18 protein-coding genes are annotated in these 16,100 nt (G+C 69.9%); 7 read left to right on the forward strand and 11 right to left on the reverse strand.

Translation table 11 applies throughout. The annotated features are described in order from the left end of the window. Window positions 1-3: 3 nt before the first annotated feature. Together BJY17_RS09465 and BJY17_RS09470 are read right to left on the reverse strand one after the other, a co-directional pair. Complete coding sequence (locus BJY17_RS09465) at window positions 4-870, reverse strand: 3-hydroxyacyl-CoA dehydrogenase (protein ID WP_179551125.1); 867 nt, start codon at window positions 868-870, stop codon at window positions 4-6. Then, on the reverse strand, window positions 867-1,385 hold the full coding sequence (locus BJY17_RS09470) for a MarR family winged helix-turn-helix transcriptional regulator (protein ID WP_179551126.1): 519 nt from the start codon (window positions 1,383-1,385) through the stop codon (window positions 867-869). Before BJY17_RS09470 ends, BJY17_RS09465 begins: the two co-directional genes overlap by 4 nt. Window positions 1,386-1,542: 157 nt before the next feature. Here BJY17_RS09470 and BJY17_RS09475 point away from each other — a divergent pair, with 157 nt between their 5' ends. Further along, window positions 1,543-1,989, forward strand: a complete 447-nt coding sequence (locus tag BJY17_RS09475; protein WP_179551127.1) for a pyridoxamine 5'-phosphate oxidase family protein — start codon at window positions 1,543-1,545, stop codon at window positions 1,987-1,989. Window positions 1,990-2,008: 19 nt separating this feature from the next. On the opposite strand, the gene BJY17_RS09480 is transcribed toward BJY17_RS09475, so the two are convergent. Beyond that, window positions 2,009-2,383: a VOC family protein gene (locus BJY17_RS09480; protein WP_179551128.1), complete on the reverse strand. Its 375-nt coding sequence runs from the start codon at window positions 2,381-2,383 to the stop codon at window positions 2,009-2,011. A 63-nt stretch (window positions 2,384-2,446) separates the two neighbouring features. Here BJY17_RS09480 and BJY17_RS09485 point away from each other — a divergent pair, with 63 nt between their 5' ends. Continuing rightward, window positions 2,447-3,250, forward strand: a complete 804-nt coding sequence (locus BJY17_RS09485) for an MOSC domain-containing protein (RefSeq protein WP_179551129.1) — start codon at window positions 2,447-2,449, stop codon at window positions 3,248-3,250. Here the strand turns inward: BJY17_RS09485 and BJY17_RS09490 are convergent. The 3 genes from BJY17_RS09490 to BJY17_RS09500 form a co-directional block, all read right to left on the reverse strand. Further along, window positions 3,247-4,806 carry a collagen-binding domain-containing protein gene (locus BJY17_RS09490; protein ID WP_179551130.1) on the reverse strand — a complete coding sequence of 520 codons (1,560 nt, stop codon included), beginning with the start codon at window positions 4,804-4,806 and terminating at the stop codon, window positions 3,247-3,249. The two genes, BJY17_RS09485 and BJY17_RS09490, sit on opposite strands and share 4 nt — an antisense overlap. Before the next feature lie 76 nt (window positions 4,807-4,882). After that, complete coding sequence (locus BJY17_RS09495) at window positions 4,883-5,395, reverse strand: methylated-DNA--[protein]-cysteine S-methyltransferase (RefSeq protein ID WP_179551131.1); 513 nt, start codon at window positions 5,393-5,395, stop codon at window positions 4,883-4,885. Between the two features lie 93 nt (window positions 5,396-5,488). Then, window positions 5,489-6,112, reverse strand: a complete 624-nt coding sequence (locus BJY17_RS09500) for a hemerythrin domain-containing protein (protein ID WP_246303691.1) — start codon at window positions 6,110-6,112, stop codon at window positions 5,489-5,491. A 214-nt stretch (window positions 6,113-6,326) separates the two neighbouring features. On the opposite strand from BJY17_RS09500, the gene BJY17_RS09505 reads away from it, so the two are divergent. Continuing rightward, window positions 6,327-7,421 carry a hypothetical protein gene (locus BJY17_RS09505; RefSeq protein WP_179551133.1) on the forward strand — a complete coding sequence of 365 codons (1,095 nt, stop codon included), beginning with the start codon at window positions 6,327-6,329 and terminating at the stop codon, window positions 7,419-7,421. Between the two features lie 94 nt (window positions 7,422-7,515). Here the strand turns inward: BJY17_RS09505 and BJY17_RS09510 are convergent, their stop codons facing one another. Then, the gene (locus BJY17_RS09510) at window positions 7,516-7,728 is read right to left on the reverse strand and encodes a hypothetical protein (RefSeq protein WP_179551134.1); all 213 of its coding nucleotides are present in this window, start codon (window positions 7,726-7,728) and stop codon (window positions 7,516-7,518) included. Window positions 7,729-7,952: 224 nt separating this feature from the next. Here BJY17_RS09510 and BJY17_RS09515 point away from each other — a divergent pair, with 224 nt between their 5' ends. Continuing rightward, entirely contained in the window at window positions 7,953-8,240 is a 288-nt protein-coding gene (locus BJY17_RS09515) for a DUF1905 domain-containing protein (RefSeq protein WP_179551135.1), read from the forward strand. 56 nt (window positions 8,241-8,296) lie between these two features. On the opposite strand, the gene BJY17_RS09520 is transcribed toward BJY17_RS09515, so the two are convergent. After that, on the reverse strand, window positions 8,297-8,908 hold the full coding sequence (locus BJY17_RS09520; RefSeq protein WP_179551136.1) for a response regulator transcription factor: 612 nt from the start codon (window positions 8,906-8,908) through the stop codon (window positions 8,297-8,299). Continuing rightward, window positions 8,905-10,116 carry a sensor histidine kinase gene (locus BJY17_RS09525; RefSeq protein ID WP_179551137.1) on the reverse strand — a complete coding sequence of 404 codons (1,212 nt, stop codon included), beginning with the start codon at window positions 10,114-10,116 and terminating at the stop codon, window positions 8,905-8,907. Before BJY17_RS09525 ends, BJY17_RS09520 begins: the two co-directional genes overlap by 4 nt. Before the next feature lie 140 nt (window positions 10,117-10,256). On the opposite strand from BJY17_RS09525, the gene BJY17_RS09530 reads away from it, so the two are divergent. Both BJY17_RS09530 and BJY17_RS09535 read left to right on the forward strand, forming a co-directional pair. After that, window positions 10,257-10,769 (forward strand): hypothetical protein, encoded by a 513-nt coding sequence (locus BJY17_RS09530; protein WP_179551138.1) that lies wholly within the window; start codon window positions 10,257-10,259, stop codon window positions 10,767-10,769. Between the two features lie 324 nt (window positions 10,770-11,093). Beyond that, window positions 11,094-11,687 (forward strand): DUF4304 domain-containing protein, encoded by a 594-nt coding sequence (locus BJY17_RS09535; protein WP_179551139.1) that lies wholly within the window; start codon window positions 11,094-11,096, stop codon window positions 11,685-11,687. Window positions 11,688-11,735: 48 nt separating this feature from the next. Here the strand turns inward: BJY17_RS09535 and BJY17_RS09540 are convergent, their stop codons facing one another. After that, window positions 11,736-13,139, reverse strand: coding sequence for an HNH endonuclease signature motif containing protein (locus BJY17_RS09540; protein WP_179551140.1), 1,404 nt, complete (start codon window positions 13,137-13,139; stop codon window positions 11,736-11,738). Window positions 13,140-13,302: 163 nt separating this feature from the next. On the opposite strand from BJY17_RS09540, the gene glsA reads away from it, so the two are divergent. After that, the gene (gene glsA, locus BJY17_RS09545) at window positions 13,303-14,523 is read left to right on the forward strand and encodes a glutaminase A (protein WP_179551141.1); all 1,221 of its coding nucleotides are present in this window, start codon (window positions 13,303-13,305) and stop codon (window positions 14,521-14,523) included. A gap of 112 nt (window positions 14,524-14,635) precedes the next feature. Here the strand turns inward: glsA and BJY17_RS09550 are convergent, their stop codons facing one another. Further along, window positions 14,636-16,087, reverse strand: coding sequence for a cellulase family glycosylhydrolase (locus tag BJY17_RS09550; RefSeq protein ID WP_179551142.1), 1,452 nt, complete (start codon window positions 16,085-16,087; stop codon window positions 14,636-14,638). Between the last annotated feature and the right edge of the window lie 13 nt (window positions 16,088-16,100).

Consider the following 16,100-nt stretch of genomic DNA (forward strand, 5'->3'; position numbering starts at 1 on the left):
GGATCACTCGCCCTTCGGGTAGCTGTAGAAGCCCTCGCCCGTGGCGACGCCGAGCTTGCCCTGGTCGATGTAGCGCTCCTTGATGAGCGCGGCGAACGCCTGCTGCTTGGCGCCGCCCATCATCGAGATGTTGTACGCGGTCGTGAGGCCGACGATGTCGTAGATCTGGAACGGACCCATGGGGGCGCCGGTGCCGATGCGCCAGGTCTTGTCGATCGCATCGGGTTCGGCGATGCCGTCGACGAGCAGTTCGCCGGCGGCCTGCAGGAACGGCACGAGCAGGGAGTTCAGCAGGTAGCCCGCCTTCTCCTTCTTGATCTCGATCGGCACCATCCCGATCTCGGCGGCGAACTCGACGACGGCCTGGAACACCTCTGGGCTCGTGGCCTCGGTGCCCATGACCTCGGCGGTGTTGTGCACCCAGACGCGGTTCGCGAAGTGCAGGGCGAGGAAACGGTCGGCGCGACCGGTGAACGACGAGAGGTCGCTGGGCAGCAACGTCGAGGAGTTGGTGGCGAAGATCGTGTGCTCGGGGGCGAGCGTGGCGAGCTGCTCGTAGGTGGCGCGCTTGATCTCGAGGTTCTCGGGGATCGCCTCGATCACGAGGTCGGCCTTCGCGACGGCGTCGCCGAGGTCGGACGAGCGGGTGATGCGGCCGATCGCCGCTTGCGCCTCGCCGTCGGCGGCGCCGTCGACGCCCTCCGTCACGTAGGTGTCGGCGAGTCCGGCGAAGCGCTGCTTCGCGGCCTCGAGGGCGGCGTCGTCGATGTCGTACGCGACGACGTCGAAGCCGCGGTAGGCGGTCTGGTACGCGATCTGCGAGCCGAGCACTCCGGTGCCGAGCACGGTGATGTTGCGCAGTGCGGTCATTGCTGTTCCTTCTTTCCTTCCGTCCCTTGTGGGGCGCGTTCGAGCGGATGCCGCGGGCGGGTCTCCCCCGCGGCACCGGTGTTGAAACGCTGCAGGTCGTGCGCGAAGCGGGCGACCTCGGCGTCGGTCCAGTCGTCGAGGTTGTCGTCGACGACTCGCTGCAGGATGCCGATCGCCTCGTTGTAGGCGGCCCATCCCGAGTCGGTGAGTTCGAGCGGGCGGCCGCGGCCCGAGGCATCCGTCTTCTCGCAGACGACGCCGAGCTTCGTGAGTCCGGCGAGCTGCCTCGAGACGGTGGAGCGGTTCAGGCGGAATGCCTGCGCGATGTCGGTGGAGCGGCAACCGGGGTGGTCGACGATGTATCCGAGGATCGATTGGTCGGTCATGCTCAGGCTGATGTCGGCGATGCGCGCGTCGGCCACGCCGCGGCGGCTGATGACGATGAGCGCCCGCAGGATGTCGGCAGTGGCGCGTGCGCGCCCTGCCCGCGTTCCGGTGTTCGATTCGCTGACCATTCCGCCTCCTGTTGCTTATCGCAACAATAGACCTCCCTGTTGCATTCCGCAACACAATCGGCCGAGGGCTCGGGGACTCGCGGGCGATCGGGCGACGATCGCGCATCGGCGCGGTTGCGCCCGATAGCGTCGGAGCACACCGACCGAAGGAACGACGATGACCGCTGCCGCCCCGATCGTGCTCGACCCCGCCGATGAGCTGCACGCCCGCACCCTCGCCCGCCTCACCGGCGAGCGCATCGCCTGGTTCACGAGCACGAGCCGCAGCGGGTTCCCGCACGCGGTGCCCGTCTGGTACCTGTGGCACGACGGCGCCGTCATCATGCTCAGCGAGCCGGGTGCGGTGAAGGTGCGGAACGCCAAGCGCGACCCGAAGGTGCTCGTGCACCTCGAGTCGGGCGCCGACGAGGAGCAGCTGACGGTGCTGCAGGGCACGGTCGAGGTGTTCGACGGCGCCTCGCCAGACTGGATGCCGCGCATCGGCGACGCCTACTTCGCGAAGTACGACGACGACCTGCCGCCGCTCGAACTCACGCGCGCCTCGATGGCCGAGCGCTACAGCACCGTGCTACGGGTCACCCCGGTCAAGCTCATCGCCTGGTAGGCCCGGTGAGCGCGCCGAGCTACCGCTCGGCCCAGACGCCGAGCTCGTTGCCGCTCGGGTCGGTGAAGTGGAATCGTCGGCCGCCCGGGAACTCGTACGGTCCGTTGACCACCGTGCCGCCGGCAGCCGTGACCGCGGCCAGCGTGGCATCGAGGTCGTCGCTGTAGAGCAGCACGAGCGGTCCGCCCTTCGCGACCTCGGTGACGAGGGTCAGACCGCCGGCCTCTTCGCCGTCGGCCTCGGCGGACGTGCGGATTCCGGCGTATTCGGGACCGTACGGCGTGAACTGCCAGCCGAACGCCTCGCCGTAGAACGCCTGCGCGGCGGCGAGGTCGGTGGCGGAGATCTCGACGTAGTCGATGCTGAGCGGGATGCGATGTTCGTGAGTTGCCATGCCCGAAGGCTCCCACCGGCCACCGACAGGCGTGAGCCGGGCGGGGTTCGCTAGCATGCTCGAATGCAGGTCACGCGTCTCCGGATCCACCCCGTCAAGTCGTTCGCCGGAATCGACGTCGACTCCGCCGAGGTGCTGCCTTGGGGCCTTGCGGGCGACCGTCGATGGGGCGTCGTCGATGCCTCCGGCGCCCCGGTGACGGCTCGCGAGAAGAACCACATGCTCGCGCTCACCGCCGAGCTGCTCGCCGACGGCGGGTTGCTGCTCGGCGAGCGCAGCGGGGCCGGCGACCCGCTCCGCGTCGACCGCCCGACGGATGCCGCGCCCATTCCCGTCGGGCACACCCGTCAGGGCACGGCGCTGCCCGCGGGCGACGAGGCCGACGCCTGGATCAGCGCCCGTCTCGGCATCGACGCACGGCTCGTGTGGCAGCCCGACCCGCGCGAGCGCACCGTGAACCCGAAGAACGGCGGCCTCCCCGACGACCGGCTGACGCTGGCCGATTCCGCACCGCTGCTGCTCGCGAGCGAGGCATCCCTCGCCCGACTCAACACCTGGACCGACGACGAGACGCCGCACCTCGACATGCTGCGCTTCCGGCCGAACGTCGTGATCGACGGCGACGAGCCCTTCGCCGAAGACGCCTGGCCGTTCGTCGATCTCGGCGACGTGCGGTTCCGCATCACGAAGGTCTGCGACCGCTGCGTGATGACGACGATCGATCCCGAGACCATCACCCGCAGCAAGGAGCCGATCCGCACGCTCGCGAAGCACCGCCGCTGGGACGGCCAGACCTGGTTCGGCGTGCTCATGGTGCCGCAGTCGGCGGGCTCGATCGCGGTCGGCGACGAAGTGCGCCCGAGCTAGCGCGAAGCGCGGCTCCGCCGCACACCGATCCGGAACCACAGACCGAGCCCGATCGCGCACGCTGCGACGAGCATCGCCGGCGTGGGGTCGGTTCCCGACACGGCGAGCCCCGATGCGCCAGGCTGGGCCGGTTCCGGCGGAACCGTCGGGGTCGTGCCGGTGAAGACGTTCGTCACGGTGCACACGGCATCCTGCCCGGCGTCGAGTGTCACGACATCGCCGTTCATCGCGGTCGCGCCGGTGCAGCTCCAGGGACCCGCCTGGTACCCCACCGGTCCGCCGCTTTCGCTCAGCACGTAGTCGCCGGGTTCGGTCACGGTGCCGGTCACTTCAGGGGATCCGCTGACGCCGGCGACCACGGTGCTGCCATCGACGGCACTGAGCGTCCAGTCCGTCGGCACCGCCGAGCCGCCCTGCACGACCTTGCGCAGCGTGAGCGTCGATTCGGGCACGCTGGTCGCGCATTCGAGCAAGGCATTGAACGGGCGATTGTGGAATTCCCGCGGGACCCCGACGGGAGCCCCGGGGCCGCCGTGGATCGCGGACTTCGCGATCAGGTTGCCCTCGAGGTTGTTCGTCCGGCGCCAGTCGACGGCGGCACGCGGTGCGTACATGGTGCCTTGGAGGCTGTCTCCGCCGGTGACGGTCACGGTCGTGGCATCCGCGAAGTTGTACAGGATGAAATGGGCCGCGGTTCCGCTGATTCCAGGGGAATTCGGAATGGTGCCCGAGAAGTCGCCGGTGACGTTGATGAGCAGCGGGGAGGTCTGCGTCGGCACGTCGTCGAACTGCAGCTCCTGCAGGGCCGCGAGATCGTCGGCCGTGATCGAGAGCACGTTGGTCTGGTTCGGCTGGAGCCGCACGTGCCCCCGGAAGGGTGCGCTCGGCGGGCTCGTGACGGGCACTCCCTGGTCATCGATGAGCGCGACGGTCGCCGGGCAGGTCGCGAGATCCGTCGACAACTGTTCGTAGAGCGCGAACGCACCCTCGATGTCGACGAGCCCGGCGGGCACCGGAGCTGCGATCGAAGCCGGCGACTGTGCCGCAACGCCTTCGATGCGAGGCGTCTGGTCGATCGCTCCGCCGGGCGCGGTGATCTGGTAGTCGTTGGGGTTCTTGTTGAACGCCGCGAAGGTGGAGGGATCGCCGATCTTGGTGAAGCCCTGATTCAGGATTCGCAGGATCTGCCCCGGCGCGGTGCTCGACCAGTCGATTCCACCGCCGACGAAGAGATGCACGGGGTTCGTCTCACCGGGCACCGTGAAGGTCGGCGTCGGAGCGGTACCGATGTTGTACGTCGTACCGAAGCTCAGATCACCGCCGAGTGCGATGGTTCCCTCGGACTCATCAGCGGCCAGATGCACATCGCCGCGCACGACCACCGTGAAGCCGCTGTTGGCCGGATGCCCGTCGAGATCCACGGTCACCGGATTCACCGGCCCGACGTCGGCGTGCGCCGGAGCGGCCACCCCGGCGACGGCGAGGGCCCCGCCGGCCAAGCACACCACGAGCGCGGCGGCTGACGTTCGACTCGCATCCCACCCGATTCGCGACATCGTCCATTCTCACCACGGATCTCGACGCAGCGCATGTCCGGCGCGCCGGACGTCCGGCGGGCGCCCGAAGAGGACCTCAGAAGAGCTGCGCCTGCGCGACGAGCGGCGCTCCCTCGAGCTCGAGCAGGTGGCGCTTGCGCTCGAGCCCGCCGGCGTAGCCCGTGAGCGACCCGTCGGCGCCGACCACCCGGTGGCACGGCACGATGATGCTGAGCGGGTTGCGTCCGACCGCGTTGCCGACGCGGCGCGCGAGGTTGCGGTCGCCGAGCCGCGCGGCGAGTTGGCCGTAGCTCGTCGTCGTGCCGATCGGGATGTCGCGGAGCATCGCCCAGACCGCCTGCTGGAACTCGTCGCCGACTGGCGCCGTCGCCAGGTCGAACGCGACCCGCTCCCCCGCGAGGTACTCGGCGAGCTCGACCCCGAGCCGCGTGATGAGCTCGTCTGCGCGGGCATCGACCTCGACACCGATCGAGCCGGATGCCGGTGGGTGCCAGTGGCCAGGGAAGTAGATGCCGACCAGGGCTTCGCCGTCGGCGACGACGAGCAGCTCGCCGAGCCGTGTCGTCAGCGTGGCATGGCGTCGGGTCATGACTCCATCATCGTCGCTCCCCAGCGCACGGCACCCGATCAGGGTCGCGGAAATCGGACGTCATGCTCACGCGACCCGATGAGCGTCACGTGATCAGCGTCGCCCGGTCAGGGCTGCGCGATTCGCCTCGTACTTCGGCTTGCCGACCAGGCGCCAGATGAGGCGCACCGGCGCCGGCAGATGCGTGCGCTGCCACTCGGCGCCGCCATCGGGCTGCGCCGCGAGGATCGCGCCGAGCTGCTCGAACGTCTTGCCCTTCGGAGTCGCCTTGCGGCCGTGGTCGGCGAGGGCGGCGACCTCCTTGGGCGTGAGCGTGACCTCCATGACGGGCACGATGTTCGTCTCCTCGTCGGGCAGGTGCACGGCGAGCGCGTCGGTGATGCCGTCGAGCGCGGCGAGCACGCCCGCGGCATCCGTCGACCGGCCACTCGCCCGCCAAGCCGGCAGGGCGGCGTCGAGCGCGTTCAGGTGCACGAGCATCAGGGCGTGCTGCTCCTTCATACGTGCGACGTGCACGGCGCACGAGGGCGCGCGCTGCTCGAGTTCGCCCCACAGCATCGTGTCCTCGCCCTCATGGTGGGCGTGCAGTCCGACCGAGAGCATCGAGAGATGGTCGCCGACGACGTCGGCGTGTGCGAAGTCCGCTTCGGCCACGCCCTCGACGAGCGCGCGGCCTTCGCCGAACCCGGCCCGGAAGAAGCGGTGGATCTCGGCCATGCCGCTCGCATCGCACGTCTTCGGGCCGCTCGGGCGGGCAGACGAATCACCGCTGGAGGGAAGAGCGGTCGCGGGCATGTCGACTCCGATCGTCGGTGAGCAGCGCAGTCGCACGCGACCCTACGGCGAGCGGGATGCCGCGGCAAGACCCCGCCCGAGGGGTGCCCGCCGCCATCGCGCGTCATGCACCGCGGCCCCGATCTACGATGATTGGATGCCCGAACTCCCCCGCGTCACCGGTGCCCACCTCGTCGGATCGATCAACCAGCCCACCGCCGAGGCGACCTTCCGCGTCGTCGCATCGGAGCTCGGCGGCGAGCTCGCGCGCATCCCCGACGGCGAGGTCGGCGAGCGATTCCACTGGATCCTGTTCCAGGGCGCCGCGTTCGACGCGGTCGACGGCCTCAGCCGCGTCTCGATCGACCCGATCATCGTCGCGGGCTTCGATCTGCGCCCGCTCGTGCTCGACGGTTCGGTCGATGCATCCGACCTCGTGTTCGGCTCGCTCGGCTACGCGGATGCCGCGGCCGCGAGCTACGCCGACTTCGCCCGCCTGCGCGACGCGGGCGTGATCCCCGTGGGCACGCGGTTCCAGGTGTGCCTGCCCTCACCGCTCGCGCCGATCACGACGTACGTGGCGCCCGCCGACCGCGCCGCCGTGTACCCGGCCTACGCCGCGGCCCTCGCGGCCGAGGTCGACCGCATCGCGGCGGCGATTCCCGCCGAGGACCTCGCCGTGCAGATCGACATGGCGACCGAGTTCGCCTACCTCGAGGGCGTGAGCCTCGGCGGCGGCCCGCTCGAGGCCTTCTTCGCCGAGGGCGGCGCCGATGCACCGGAGCTCGTCGGCGCGATCGCCGGCCTGGCCGCCGAGCTCGCCGCGCGCGTGCCGGCCGGCGCGCAGCTCGGATTCCACCTCTGCTACGGCGACGTCGCCGAGAAGCACTTCGTCGAGCCGACCGACGCGGGCAGGCTCGTCGCGGTCGCGAACGCCCTCGGCGCGCAGCTCGACCGGCCCATCGACTGGGTGCACCTGCCGGTGCCGATCGAGCGCACGGATGCCGCGTACTTCGCGCCCCTCGCCGGGTGGGCGCTGCCCGCCGAGACGACCCCGTTCCTCGGCCTCGTGCACCATGAAGACGGGGTCCACGGCGCACTCGCCCGCATCGCTCCGGCACGCGAGGCGTTCGCCGCCGCCGGTGTCGGCACGTTCGGCGTCGGCACCGAGTGCGGCTTCGGCCGTGGCCCCGCCGACCGCACGGCGAGCCTGCTCGCCCTGCACCGCGAGGTCATCGCGGCGGCGGGCTGACGGTCGAGCGCGGTGGGGCGTCGTGCGCCCCACCGCGAGTCGTGCGCTCCGCCGCGAGCCGTGCGCTCCACCGCGAGCCGTACGCTCCACTGCGTCAGTGCGCGACCGGCAGTCCGTGGATGCGCTGCCGTGAGCGCCCCTGACGCCATTCGCCGAACCGGCCCGAGAGGCGATGCCCGCCATCGGCGCGCTCGCCTTCCTGCGCCCGGCGGTCTGCGGCGTTGCGGCGCCGCTCGTTGACGCGGCCCGCCTCGAGCTCGTCGTGCATCTGCAGCGTCTGTGCGACGTAGCCGTATGCGAGGTTCATGATTCCGATCCCTTCGAGACCTGCTGGGCCGGTTCCGGCCACTGAGACCAGATTCCTCGCTGAGGTAGGGGGTTCGAATCGGGCGTGTGCCTCATCTTCGGGCCGGATCCGCCACCTCAGACGACCGTCGGCACCTCAGGCGAACCGCCCTACCTTAGACGCGGCCCGGCCTGGCCGTGATGGGGACCCGGCCGCCCGTCACCGGCCGCGGGTACGATCGCGAGATGCGCATCCGATTCACGGCCGAGATCTACGAATGGACGGCGCGACGCAACTGGTTCTTCATCGACGTTCCGCCTGAGCTGGGCGCCGACATCTCCGATCAGCCGCGCATGCCACGAGGGTTCGGCTCTGTTCGCGTGGTGGCGACGGTCGGCGGCACGACGTGGAGCACGTCGATCTTCCCTCTCGGCGAGACCTACGTGCTGCCGCTCAAGAAGGCCGTGCTGAAGGCAGAGAACATCGGCGAGGGCGACGAGATCGAGGTCGACCTCGACGTGCTCGACGGCTGACAGTTCCGCGAGCTCAGGCGACCCGGTACGCGATTGGCCCCGGCGCACCCGCCTCCTCAGATCCAGCCCTGCTGCCATGCCTTCTCGGCGGCCTCGTGCCGCGACGAGGCGTCGAGCTTCGTCATCGCCGACGAGAGGTAGTTGCGCACGGTGCCCTGCGCCAGGTGCAACCGCTCGGCGATCTGCTGCACGCTCGTCGTCGTGCGGCTGAATCGCAGCGCGTCGAGCTCGCGGTCGGTGAGGGGGCAGCGCTCGGCCGTGAGGGCGGTCGCGGCGATCTCGGGGTCGATGTAGCGGCGACCGGCGGCGACGTCGCGGATGACGTGCGCGAGGTCTTCCGCCGGCGTCGACTTCGGCACGAAGCCCGAGACCTTCGACGCCAGGGCCCGCCGCAGCACACCGGGGCGCGCGTGCCGGGTCACGATCACGACGCGCGTGGGCACCTCGGCGAGGATGCGCACGGCCGCCTCGAGCCCGTCGGCGTGCGGCATCTCGAGGTCGAGCAGGCACACATCGGGCACGGTCGCGATGGCCTGCTCGACGGCGGTCACGCCGTTGTCGGCGCTCGCGACGACCTCGATGTCGGGCTCGAGGTTCAGCAGGGCGACGAGGGCGCCGCGGATCAGGTGCTCGTCGTCGGCGATGAGCAGACGGATGCCGCCGCTCACGCTGCGACCCGCGCCCCGACGGGCACCGTGGCCCGCAGTTCGAAGCGGGTGCCCGAGGCATCCGTCGTCGTCTCGATCGTGCCGCCCACGGCGGCGAGCCGCTCGCGCAGGCCGGCGAGCCCCGAGCCGGACGCGCGCGACACGGCCGCACCGGCAGCCGAGGCATCCGTCACCGGAACGCCGTCGTTCACGATCTCGAGCTCCGTGCGCTCACCCGTCGTCGTCAGTTCGATCGTCACCGTCGTCGCCTCGCTGTGTCGCAGGATGTTGGTCGTCGCCTCGCGCACGACCGACGCGAGCGCGCTCTGCGCGAGGGCGTCGGCCGGCAGCGGGCCGAGTCGCAGCGAGCACTCGGCGCCCGATGCGGTGAGCACCTCGCGGGCGTTCTCGAGCTCGTCGTCGAACGCGACATGCCGGTAGCCGGCGACGAGCGAGCGGGTCTCTTCGAGGGCCCGCTTCGCGATCAGTCGAGTCTCGTGCACGAGTTCACGGGCCGCCGCCGGGTCGAGCTCGAGCAGGCGTTCGGCGAGCTCGGCCTTCAGCGAGATGACCTGCAGGTGGTGGCCCTGGATGTCGTGCAGGTCGGAGGCGAACCGCAACCGCTCCTGCGTCACCGCGAGCTCGGCGGCGGTGCGACGGTGCCGATCGAGCTGCACCACGACCTCCCACCACCACATGCTCGAGAGCAGCATGACCGGCAGCATCGCCGCGAAGATGGCGATCATCCACGTGTCGGAGGTGCGGCCGAACACGAACGGCTCGCCCGTCATTGCGGTGGCGAGCATCGGGTGCGCGATGACCGTGAGGAGCCCGACGAGCAGCACGAGCCGGCGCTGCGGCTTCGGCAGCAGGCACGCGATGAGGCTCGCCGCCGCCCAGAGTGGCACCGCGGCCGCGAGGGCATCGGCCTGGGAGAAGAGGCCGAGCACCCAGACGGCGACGGCAGGCACCACGAGGGCCGCAGTCCACCACGGGTTCGGCAGGCCGCCGCTGCGCCCGACGCGAAGGAACCAGCAGTAGCGCAGCTGCGTCGCCGACGCGACGAGCATCAGCACGACGAGCACGGCGGTCACGACGTCGTCGGTGCGCAGGTACGCCTCGAGCATCGACAGTGCGACCACGAGGTCGAGGAACCCGAAGAAGAAGACGATCGACCCGAGCGTGTACAGCCACGTCGTCTGCACACTGCGGGCGGGTTCGGCAGGCATGGGTTCGAGCCTAGGCCAGTGACATTTGTCATGCCCCGGCGTGCGGAATCCCACGGGATCACCTGACACCGCGGCACTGCCGCCGTCTCGCTCGGCCGCGAAGGATTGAACCAACAACCTCCCCTACGAAAGGACTCGTCGTGATCGACGCCCTGCAGGACTTCGCCACCTCCCTCCCTTCCTTCCTCCAGTGGTTCGGGGTGATGCTCGTCGCGGCGATCCCGTTCGTCGACTCGTACTTCGGGGCGGTCATCGGCGTGCTGATCGGGCTGCCGACCGCCCTCGCGATCGGCGTGGCCGTCATCGGCAACGTGATCTCGATGCTGATCTTCGTGATGACGGCGCACGGGGTGCGCGGCAAGGTCGTCGCAGGCAAGGCGGTCGCCGCCGGCACCGGAGGCGGCACCGGCACCGGCGAGGAACCCGTCGAGTCACCACGTCGCGAGAAGATCCGCCGGGCCTTCGACAAGTACGGCGTCGCCGGGGTGAGCCTCGTCGGCCCGGCCATCCTGCCGAGCCAGTTCACCTCGGCAGCGATGGTGTCGTTCGGCGCCAACCGCAACGCCGTGATCTTCTGGCAGGTCATCTCGATCGCGCTCTGGGGTGTCGTGTTCGGCGTGCTGGCCACGCTCGGGGTCTCGCTCTCGCGCTGAGGCACCTTCTCCAGCCAAGGTGAATTCGCAAACCAGGGTGCAGAATGAGGTCGCATGACGATCCTTGGAGACGACCGCGGTCAGGAGTACGAGGTGGCTGAGTGTCCTCTTTGCGAGAACTACGAAGCGCACATCCGATCACAGGATGGGTACCTTCACTGCGCGCTGTGCAACACATCGTGGGGTGGCACACAACGACATTCCAACGATGCCTCCGGGTGGCTGCCTCAGCCTCCACCGTTCCGATGAGGGGTCGTATAGCGCCGTTCTTCGGGTCGCTCCGCAAGCCAGAACACGCGGCTGCCACGTGTGAGAATCTCCGTCATGCACGTTGACGGGCGTACTGTCGGCCGGGCGCTCTCCGAGCGCATCCGCCCGTTCCTTCGCGAGTTCGGATTTCATCGTTTCCAAGGACGCAATGCGTGGCGCCGGACTGAGCTCACAGTCGATCTGGTTTCGTTCCGGTCGATGAATTCCTACACCGCTGAGGGCGTCGGCTGCACGACGTACTCCTTCGGCTGCGACGTTGGTGTCTACTACCCTGCTCTCGTGGACGGGGAGCCGGTCGAGTGGCCTCGTGACTATCACTTGACGTTCCGGGCAGGCCTCGGCAAGACGATCCGACAGCCCTACTTCCATCCCTTCGGACATCAGGACCACAGCGACCGGCCTGATGTTTGGTACGTCCTCGAAGATGGCAGCAACCTGGACGAGATCGCTGATGACGCCGTTTCAGCTGTGAGCAATCAAGGCCTGCCATTCATCAGTCGACTGAATGACCCACGTCAGGCAATGCGGTCACTACTGAGTGAGGAGGGTAGTAATCCAGGCTTCGGCACGCTGGGTCTCATGGCCGGAGGACTTGGGTCACCTTCTCGCATGGCAGACATGGCGCGGCTGAGTTCGATACTCGACTGAGTCGGTGCACGGGTACGCATCGGCGCAGTCACGCGACCGCAACAGAATTCACGCGACGGCCGCAGATCTTCGCTCGACTCGGTCGGCCAGTCTCGTCGGTGACTTCGTGACCTGCCGCCACCCGCCGCCCCGGTCGAGCCACGCGGGCGGGCGCACCTGCGGAACCCCGCCGACCATGCGGATGCCCCACCCCGAGGTCTCGATCGTGCGGTGGTGGAACCAGCAGAGCAGCACTCCGTTGTCAGTGTGCGTCGGGCCGCCATCGACGTCGGGAACGACATGGTGGATCTCGCACCACGCGGCCGGCACGCTGCACCCCGGGATCAGACACCCGCCATCGCGCAGCGTGATCGCCCGGCGCTGGTGCGGTGTGAAGCAGCGCTCAGGCGAGCCGAGCCCGACCACGCGGCCAACACCGTCGAAGGTGACCTGCTGCGTACCGCCGGTGCAGATCAGCTGCCTTGCCGCACGCATCGACACCGGAATCTCGACCCCCTCGGCGTGCGCCACACCGCGCCCGGCGGCGAGATCGGCGGCGCGAACGCTCACGAGCACGGTGGGCGCCGCGCCGCCGATCGTCGGATGCTCACCCGATCGGGCGGCGGTCGCGATGATCGCCGCAACGACGTCGTGGCGCTGCTGGTCGGCGGTGCGCTGCTCGCCGTTGCGTTCGATGTCGGCGCGCTCTTCGGCGGTCATGAACCCGCCGCCCGATCGCGGCGCGAGGTGCGCGTCGAACAGCCGACGCAGCCCCGCCGCCACTTCGGGCAGGAGTTCGCCGCCGACCGGGACGAGCCCGTCGCGAGCCCGGCCGAACCGGAAGCCTCGCCGCCGCATGGCGCGTTCGTCGTCGGGCTCGGGCCCGTCTTGGTCGAGGAATGCGGCCCAGGCCTGCGCTTGCACCCTTAGCTCGTCGGCGGAGCAGCGCACCGGCGCGTCATCTCCGGTTGCGAGCGCCGCCGCCACGAGTTCGTGTTCCGCGGAGCGGAGGTCGACGGGATCGGCGACCCGTCGGGTGCCGTCGAGCTCGCGCACGATCGTGCACGCGGCGTCAGCGCCGAGTTCTCCTTCGGCGAGCGCCGACCCGACCTCGGGATAACGCGCCTCCAGAGGATCGCCGGTCAACCCTCGACGGCTCCGAGTGGCCGCACCGAGCGCGATGCGTCGACGGGCCTCGGCGCCCGACACCTGCGTGACCCGCTCGAGGAGCTCGGCGGCGGAGCGGCATCCGCGTCGAGTCGAAAGCCGCTCACCGCCCAGATCGACCCGTGAACGCTCGCCGACCTCGCCGGCGCACGCGACGCGCCGCGCGTCGATCACCCGGCCGACCGCCTCGATCGCGGCCGTCGCTGCGAGCAACTCCTGATCGGACCACCCGGCGGGATCGTCGAACCCCATGACGTCGAGGAGCGACGATCGCACCTGCTCGAGCGCCTCGACGATTCCGTTCACACCTTCATACTGCCGCCACCCACCGACATTCGATTCGCCTTGGAAATCGCAGGTCAGCCTGTGAATAATGCCAGAAGCGACCGCCTGTGGAGGACGAGTCGATCCGCAGTTCCCACCGCCCGCGGTCTCGCTCGCAGCCCCGCCCCGGTCGTATGCTGACCCCATGACCGCCGATCTGGGAGATCCGGTACGACACGCGCTCGACTCCGTGCTCGAGGCGGTGAGAGAACGCACCGACGGCGAGGTCGCGAGCTACATCCCCGAGCTCGCGACCGTCGAACCCGAGCAGCTCGGCGCTGCGCTCGCCAGCACTCACGGGGTCGTGCACGAGTCCGGCGACGCCGATGCTGAGTTCACGATCCAGTCGGTCTCGAAGCCGTTCGTGTTCGCCCTCGCGGTCGACGCGCTCGGCCTTCACGCGGTCATGAAGCACGTCGGCCTCGAGCCGAGCGGCGAGCCGTTCAACGCGATCAGCCTCGAGGAGTCGACCGGCCGCCCGTTGAACCCGATGATCAACGCCGGCGCGATCGTGACGACCTCGCTCATGCGCGGCGACACGGCGGCCGAGAAGTTCGACCTCGTGCGGGCGGGCCTCGAGCGGTTCGCGGGCCGCGAGCTGCAGCTCGATGACGACGTCTTCTCGTCCGAGGCATCCACCGGCGATCGCAACCGCGCGCTCGCCTACCTGACGCGCTCGGCCGGCACGCTCGGGTCGACGGCGGATGTCGCGACGACCGCGTACTTCCGCCAGTGCTCGCTCACCGTGAACGCGCGAGACCTCGCGATCATGGCGGCGACCCTCGCCACCGGCGGCGTGAACCCCGTGACCGACGAACGCGTCGTCAGCGAGAACGCCGCTCGCTGGACCACCGCCGTCATGACGAGCTGCGGCATGTACGACGCCTCTGGCGACTGGCTCGTGCGGGTCGGGCTGCCGGCCAAGAGCGGGGTCGGCGGCGGCATCGCGGCCGTGCAGCCCGGCCAGTTCGGCATCGGCACGTTCAGTCCGCGCCTCGACGAACGCGGCAACAGCGTGCGCGGCGTCGCGACCCTCGAGCTGCTGTCGGAGCGCCACGGCCTGCACATGCTGCAGCACCACGGCGCACCGCTCTCACCGATCGCGTCGCTCGAGCGCGAGGGCGTCGACACGGTCGCGGTGCTGCGCGGCGAGATCATGTTCGCCGGAGCCGAAGAGGTGCTGACACGGCTCGCCCCGTTCGTGAGCGACGACGCGTGCCTCGTGCTCGACTTCACGGGCGTGACCCGGGTCGGCGACGGCTCGAAGCGCGTGTTCGCGGCAGCGCCCGAACTCGTCGGCCGCGCTCCCGACGGCAGCGCCCGCGTCGCCGTGCGCGATCCCGAGGGCGTGCTCGAGTTCGGCTGAGCCGCGGCTGAGCCGTCGTCGCCGCGAAAGGATGCGGCGCCGGCGATCCGAAGATCGAGCCGGCGCCGCAGTCGTGGGTGCTGTCTCAACGCGTCAACGCGTCAGCACGGGCTCACCTCTCGAGCGTCAGTGTGACCTTCGAGCCCGGCTTCGCCGTGATGCGCAGGGTCTGCTTCTTCGCGTTGTAGTGCGCCTTGCCGCCCGTGATCGACACCTCGGGTGCCTGCGCGTAGGTCGTCGCCGGCACCCAGATCTCGGTCGGGCCGGCGCCGGCCGTGAAGCTCACGGTGTAGTCGCCGGTCGCGGCATCGAAGTGCTCCGAACCGGGGATGCCGGCGATCGCTCGTGCGTAGGGGCCGAACGCGGGCTCGTTGCCGGGTGCTGCTCCTCCCGCGGCGTTCATCGCGCAGTAGCCGCCGCCGTCGCTGCGGCAGTAGTACCAGATCGACCAGCCGCTCGCGAAGCGCTCCATCGCCGCGACCTGTGCGGCGACGAGGGCTGCGTTGCCCGGCGTGCGCGAGTTGGGCACGCCCCACTCGCCGACGATCATCGGCATGCCGTTCGCGGTCGGGTAGGCCGAGATCGCCGCCTCGTAGTTCACCACGAAGTCGTCGCCGGTCCAGTCGCCGCCCTCTTCGACGCCCGTGTTGTAGAAGTGCGGCGCGTAGCCGACCTTCGGGTCGTCGAAGGTGCGCAGCTGCGTGGGCACCCCGTAGCCGACGAGCACGGTCGGCTCGACGAAGATCCACGACTCGTCGTCGACCGAACGCACCGATTCGATCAGCCGGTCGTACATGTCGCTGATCTTGGTCGACTCGATGCGCGCCGAGGCGGTGACCCAGTCCTCGTCCTCGTAGAACTCGCCGAAGGGCTCGTTGAACAGGTCGTAGCCGAGCAGGCTGTCGTGGCCCTCGAAGCGGTCGGCGACGCGGACCCACAGCTGCTGCTGCGCTGCACGCAGGTCGGCATCGTCGTAGAGGTGCGTGAAGGCGCGCATGACCGCGGGCTGGAAGTAGTTGTTGAACCAGTTGGCCGGGTCGTCGACGAACGGCAGCCCGTCGGTGCGGGTCGCCCACTCGGGAGCGCCGGAGGCGCCGAACACGGGCCCGTAGACGTCTTGGTGCATGTCGAGCATGACGTGCACGCCCTCGCGGTCGGCCGCGTCGAGCACCGAGTCGACGTAGTCGAAGTACGCCTCGTCGTACTCGCCCTGCTCGGGCTCGAAGTACTGCCACTGCACGACGAGGCGCAGGAAGTTGAAGCCCTGGTCGGCCATGGACTCGATGTCGGCGGGCGTCAGCCGGTCGTGCACGTACTTCGCCGCGTTGTAACCGCGAAGTTGCAGCGCGCGGCCCTGGTCGTCGGTGATGAAGACGCGGCCGTCGGCGGTCGTGATGGTGCTTCCGTCGTCGGATGCCGCGGGGGCCGGCTTCGTGGCACTGCGGCTGCTGCTCGCCTCCGTGGTCGTGGGCGCGGCGGCAGCTGCGGCCGCCGGAACGAGGGCGAGGGCGGCCGCGGTGGCGAGGGCGAACCCCGCGGCGGCTCGGTGCATGATCTTGGGCATGGGCGCTCCTTTG

It is taken from the genome of Agromyces hippuratus (assembly GCF_013410355.1).
GTDB classification, from domain to species: Bacteria; Actinomycetota; Actinomycetes; order Actinomycetales; family Microbacteriaceae; genus Agromyces; species Agromyces hippuratus.